Annotated in this window: 5 protein-coding genes and 1 pseudogene; all 6 read right to left on the bottom strand. The window is 37.0% G+C overall.

Annotation, left to right across the window (positions count from 1 at the left end):
- Positions 1-43: 43 nt before the first annotated feature.
- Positions 44-1,300, bottom strand: a complete 1,257-nt coding sequence (locus AC06OU_RS12780) for a hypothetical protein (protein ID WP_475856232.1) — start codon at positions 1,298-1,300, stop codon at positions 44-46.
- Positions 1,293-1,835, bottom strand: a pseudogene (sigX, locus tag AC06OU_RS12775) (RNA polymerase sigma factor SigX); the annotation flags it as partial. The pseudogene sigX and the gene AC06OU_RS12780, both read right to left, overlap by 8 nt.
- A 49-nt stretch (positions 1,836-1,884) precedes the next feature.
- The gene (locus tag AC06OU_RS12770) at positions 1,885-3,663 is read right to left on the bottom strand and encodes an ATP-binding protein (protein WP_475856230.1); all 1,779 of its coding nucleotides are present in this window, start codon (positions 3,661-3,663) and stop codon (positions 1,885-1,887) included.
- Positions 3,656-4,372 (bottom strand): response regulator transcription factor, encoded by a 717-nt coding sequence (locus AC06OU_RS12765; RefSeq protein WP_169361303.1) that lies wholly within the window; start codon positions 4,370-4,372, stop codon positions 3,656-3,658. The genes AC06OU_RS12770 and AC06OU_RS12765 overlap by 8 nt, the downstream gene beginning before the upstream one ends.
- Positions 4,373-4,487: 115 nt before the next feature.
- Positions 4,488-5,672, bottom strand: a complete 1,185-nt coding sequence (gene ccsB, locus AC06OU_RS12760) for a c-type cytochrome biogenesis protein CcsB (protein ID WP_475856229.1) — start codon at positions 5,670-5,672, stop codon at positions 4,488-4,490.
- A gap of 1 nt (position 5,673) precedes the next feature.
- Positions 5,674-6,265: cytochrome c biogenesis ResB family protein (locus tag AC06OU_RS12755; RefSeq protein ID WP_475856227.1), on the bottom strand; the 592-nt coding region annotated here is incomplete at its 5' end.

The following is a 6,265-nucleotide window of genomic DNA, read 5'->3' as shown; positions in this document are numbered from 1 at the left end:
GGAAATCGTTTCGATTTCCAGCCCTTTTGTCGACTCAGTTATATTATTTAATATCGCTCATGACATAACCATTAGGTCCCATAGGTATGGGTAAAGCTGTTGTCAAATCAAAACGGTCCCATTGCTTCTGCTCGACATTTTCTAAGCGTACGGTTTTATCGAAGCTTGCGGCAGTTAGCGTAAATGCCTCTATCATTAGAATTGAATCTTCGAAATCCATTGTTGCTAAATCTAAAGTTTCTTCAAAAGTTATTACCACAGTATTGTCTTCCTCTGTTACTTCATAGTTAACACCTTTTGGCACTACAGTTGTAAAATAATCATTTACTGATTTTTGCATTTCTGTAAAAGGGGCTCCAGTGGATACACCCTTAGGAACCAGGAAGGTTAGTCCGTTATTCATCTTTTGCTTGAAGTAGACTTGCTGTTCATTTGCGCTTATTAAAGACTCTTTATTCATAACGCCCATTTGGTCCCAAGTGATCGCGGTGCCATCTTCATTTAATCGTTCTAAAAAGGCAAAATCACTAAAGATAAATCTCATTGTATCTCCATAAACAGCTGTAGTAGCAGAAGCTTCGTCATATCCATGACCTTCAGGCAAATAATGTTGTAGTGTATCGCCATCCGATGCAAAACTACCTTGGAAAGGCAGATAATCGTCGAATCCTAAAGCAACTTCATCGATAGGACTTGCATATTGCTCATATAACTGGAGACTATTTGGCCATCCATTAGGAAAGTCTTCATTTATTTTCCCTTTAGAAATAACAATAGTAATTGGATATGCATAAGCCTCTTTTGTTAATGAAAAATGAAATGCAACGCCATCGTTTAAATCATCCTCATATATCGTCCTAGCATTATTAAATGCTTGAATAGGTAATAATTCACTTTCGACAGCTAGAGAATTGAATGATTCATCCTTATTCTCTATTGCCGCTTCTTCCGTCGTTTTCATATCCTTCTCAATTACCGACTCAGAGGCTGGATTAACATCCATTGTTCGCATTGTATCAGCTTGTTCACTAGCTTTATGCTGTGATGCAGATTCTTCATTACTCGTCTCCAAGTAAGACGAGACCAGGAAGGTCAACAATAAGACAGCAGCAATAGAAACTACAAGTGGCATCCATCTGGAAAATGGATTGTTGTTACGCTTGATAACATCTATGTTGGCAGACTTCATTTCTAATTGAACACGATTATAAACTTCATCCTTCGAGCGATTATCTGTAAAGATGGGCATGTTGCTTAAGAGCTTTTCTAAATCATCATTCTGTTTTTCGTTATTACTCATATTGAACATTACCCTCCTTCTTTTGACTAGATAATTTTTCTCGAAGCGCTTTAATGGCTCGGTGCTGGGTTGTTTTCACTTTTCCCTCGGTCCAAGAAAGTATTTGTGCTGTTTCTGAGATAGAAAGCTCTTGGAAGTATCGCATAATAACCACCATTTTTTGGTCACCTGTACAAGTGTCTAATGCTAAGAGAAGGGCCTTCATTTCATCATTTAAAACAGCGAAATCCTCTGGTAACATATCCTTTGATGCAAGCTGCGTAGATTCCCAGTCAAATGCATCAAACATCTTTTTCTTTCTAACTGTATGCTTTCGAAAATGATCGATAGCCACATTTTTAGCAATCGAAAATAACCATGTTTTTTCAGAGCTTTTACCTTCAAATTTACTATAGGCTCTTAGAACACGAACGTACACTTCTTGGACCAAGTCTTCCGCAGTCTGTCTATTTTTTACTAAATAGATCAGAAACTGAAAAACGTCTTGATGATAGCTATCATACAAGCGGTGGAAAACGGAGTCATTCATATGGCTCCCCCCGTTCTTTCAATTAGTCGTTTCATCTCCCGTTTTGTTACATCAACTATAAGGGTAATCGAACAATAAATGTTGTACCTACCCCAACCGTACTCTCTGCAGAAAGGTAACCATCATGTCTCTCTACAATATTTTTGGCAATAGCAAGACCTAGACCAGTTCCAGCCTTACCTCTAGTTCTAGCTTTATCGGCTTTATAAAAACGTTCAAAAATATAAGGAAGATCCTCTTCGGGAATTCCTACTCCAGTGTCTGATACTTTAATAATAATTTGGTTTTCTAAAGTACTTAAATGAACAGTGACAGAACCTGCTTCTGGTGTGTGTCTTAAAGCATTATCGATAAGATTTGTTAACACTTGCTCCATTCTATCTTCATCTATTTCTATCTCTATCGGTTGACCTGATGGAATGTGCTGTTCAAAGTTCAAACGAACGTTACTCTCTTTAGCAGCTTGATCAAATTTCTGTGTTATTCTTTCAATAGTCGGAACTATCTCTACGTTCTCTTTATATATACTCAAATACCCTGATTCTAATCTTGCTAAATCTAGTAATTCTGTAACTAATCTTCCCATTCGTTTCGATTCATCATAAATGACTCGTATCATTTCATTTTTATCTTCTTCAGTAGTTACAATTTCATCAATAATGGCTTCACTGTAGCCTTGAAGCATTGAAATAGGTGTTCTCAGCTCATGAGACACATTCGCTATAAAGTCAGAACGCATTTTGTCTAAACGATGCTGCTCAGTCATATTACGGAGCACCACCACAGCTCCACGAACATACTCGTTGCTGTATAAAAGGCTGATGGAGACAGAGAAATATTCTCCTCTAATTTCTAGTTCCTCATCCAGTTCTTCTTCTATATCTAATACATGTTCTAATAGATGACGCAGCTCATTTGGTAGCTCAGAATCATCCAATTGGTTGTTTTCAGCTTGCCATTTTGTAAGAAGTTGCTCTGCTTGAGGATTGCTGACTTGTACATGGAAATCCTTATTGATAGTAATAACAGCATCTGTCATAGACGTTAAAATGCTAGCCAGTTGCTCTTTTTCTTGATTGATAACCTCTACATGGTGCTTTAGCTGTTTCCCCATCCGATTAAATGCAGATCCTAGCTCTCCTATCTCATCTCGCTGTGTATAGGGTACCTTCGTTTCAAAGTTCCCTTTAGCTAGCTCTAATGCAGCCTCCCGCATAGAACGTAAAGGAGAAGTAATTCTTGAAGAAAGGAAAAACGTGAAAAGCGTAGTAAGCAGTAAAGCAATAAAACCGGATAAGAACACAATTCTTGTCGTGTTGTTTGAAGTTTTACTTACTACCTCTAAGCTTTGATAAATAAAAACAGCGCCGTGTGTTTGTATTTCAGACTCTAATGGAAAGGCTAGAATAAGATAATTTTCCATTAAGTTATCTTCACTCATGGAAGGCATTAGCATCTTTCTTATAATAGTCTTATCAGTAGTATAAATTTTGGAAAGTTGGTCATCGTCTAAAATCTTATCTTTAATAACCTCTTTGTTTAAGCCATCATGAATGGAAAGGAACACAGATTGCGCATCATCTACTATTAATGCATTCGTTTCTGTACCTAATATATCACTAATGATAGAAATGGATTCTTCTACATTATCATGCTGTTCTACAATTTTTCCGATGGTTGCGGCTTCCTGCCTCAATGTTTCTTCTGCTTGCTCTGTATGGAAATCTTCTAAAAATTCTAGCATAAGGACAGTAATAATAAACAACACAAATAAGACGAGAAGCAATATGGTTCCCCATAGCTTCCCGACAACACTATTCCAAATCCTATTCATTTCCTACCTCAAACTTGTAGCCAACTCCCCAAACAGTAACAATCATTTTTGCAGCCTTTTCGGATACTCTATTTAGCTTTTCACGTAATCTCTTCACATGCGTATCAACTGTACGTAAATCTCCAAAGAAGTCATAATGCCAAACTTCCTTCAAAAGCTGTTCTCGGTCAAATACCTTATCTGGAGCTTTAGCAAGGAAATATAGCAATTCATATTCTTTAGGTGTAAGACTAACCTCTTCCCCGTCAGCAGTCACTCGATGTGCATCGTGGTCAATTGTTAGATGTGGAAAAACAACTACATCCTTTGATATCGACACAGATTGGGAAGGAGAAAAAGCAGTAGATCTCTTTAAAAGTGCTTTTACACGAAGTACCACTTCTCTAGGACTAAATGGTTTTACGATATAATCATCTGCTCCTAGCTCAAATCCCTCTACTCGGTTAGCCTCTTCCCCTTTAGCAGTAAGTAGAATAACTGGAGTATCTTTATGTTCACGAAGCTCTGTAATCACTTCGATTCCGTCTTTTTCAGGCATCATAATATCTAATAGTATACAATTATATTCATTTTCTAAAGCGAGCTGAAGAGCAATTTGTCCATTTTCTGCTTCTTCTACTACATACCCTTCTCTTTCTAAATACATTTTTAATAATCGACGGATACGTTCTTCGTCATCTACTACTAAAAGTTTTATCATTTCTGACATTACATATCATACCCTTCTATCAACATCTATCTTATATTGTACAATTACTTATCATAAAAGAAAAGAAAAGCTCTCCATTCTGTTGAATGAAGAGCTTTTTAGCACTACTTTTGACTTACGCGTAAGAGTGAAGCCCAGCAATAATTAAGTTAACCGCAATTAGGTTGAACATAATGATGATAAATCCTATTAAAGCTAACCAAGCAGATTTTTCGCCTTGCCAACCTTTTGTTAATCTTAAATGTAAGAAAACAGCATAGAATAACCAAGTAATAAGTGCCCAAACCTCTTTTGGATCCCAGCCCCAGAAACGAGACCAAGCTTCATGTGCCCAGATCATTGCAAAGATTAGTGCTCCTAACGTAAATACCGGGAAACCGATTAATACTGCACGGTAACCAATTTCGTCCATCAGCTGTGAGTTTGCTTTTTTAGTTAATGGCTGAAGAATTAAAGAAATACGTTTGCGTAATATTAAACGTAACAGTCCGTATAGCACTGTACCAAATAGAAGAGACCATACAACTGTAGTCAATTTTTTACCGTTAACTAATGGAGGAACTTCCACCAACGGCTCCATCGCTCCATCCGTAATTGCTTCTGATTCATTCATACCAAATAATGCTGGCATATTATACGTTATATCGTGTGGTTTTCCTTCTTTGTCTATATAAGAATATTCTGCTGAATAATCTGCGACAGAGAAAGTAACTGTGGAAATAACAAATCCTAAAACTAGTACTAAAACGTACATAGTTGCTTCCATCCAAAAACGTTGTTTAGATGGCTTTGTAAGGTCAATATTCTTCAATAAGAAGATCAAACCTGCAACTGCACTAATAGCTAAAATAGCTTCCCCAAGTGCAGCTGTAATAACATGAATAGTTAACCAGTGACTTTTTAATGCAGGTATTAAAGGAGTGATATCTTTCGAGAACATACTTGCATAAGCAATAATTAGTACCGCTATTGGTAGAGCAAATAATCCAAGAGCAGGAGTTTTGTATATAAAGTAAATTAGAATAAATGCTCCAACAACAAGCATTCCAAACGCAGTTGTAAATTCAAACAAATTACTCACTGGTGCATGTCCAGCTGCAATCCAACGGGTAATAAAATACCCTAAGTTTGCAACAAAACCAATGATTGTCACGATGATTGCTAAGTTACCCCAACGTTTATATGAATTTCTAGCTGATGCGGCAGAAGTTTTGACTGCTCCACCAAATAGGAACGTAGCAACCAAATAAGCAACAAACGCAACAAACAATAAAGTCTCACTTACAGAAACCATTGTCATCTTATTTTTCCCCTTCCTGTATTTCCTCTTTTTCTAGTTTTGCATCTAGATCTTGTTGGTCCTCATATGGTGGAATACTGGTTACCTTTGATACTTCATCGATATCCTTTTTCACACTCATCCAGTTTTTGTTTGTATGAGCGGCAACAACCATTTTTCCATCCTCTAGATACTGAAGCCAAATTCGGCGATGATTCCAGTATGACCCTTGTGCAACACCAATCATGAAGATCAATCCACCAAGCATAAGAATAGGAAGTGTTAAATCTTTTCGGATTGTAAGACCTGACATATCTCTAGTTTCTACACTTTCAAATTTAACTTTATGAGTTGTCTCACCTAAAGGCTCTAATGTATTTTGAATCATGACAAAGCTAGATTCACCCTTAGGAAATTCCGGGCTGTACATTTTCATTAAAAATGCCGGATTTTTTGGTTCGGGCGTCTCTGATTGTGGCTCTCCGTCTACAAATCCAGAGAAATTAGCGTAATAATCCACAATTTCTACTTTGTATCCGTCATTTAACTCATACACACTTTGAGGATTTGATAATTCAACCGTAAACTGACCATGGTTAGTACCAGTTTCCTTA

This window comes from Psychrobacillus sp., from assembly GCF_056205495.1.
The sequence above is the reverse complement of the archived record's forward strand: the minus strand, read 5'-3'. Positions and strand labels throughout refer to the sequence as shown.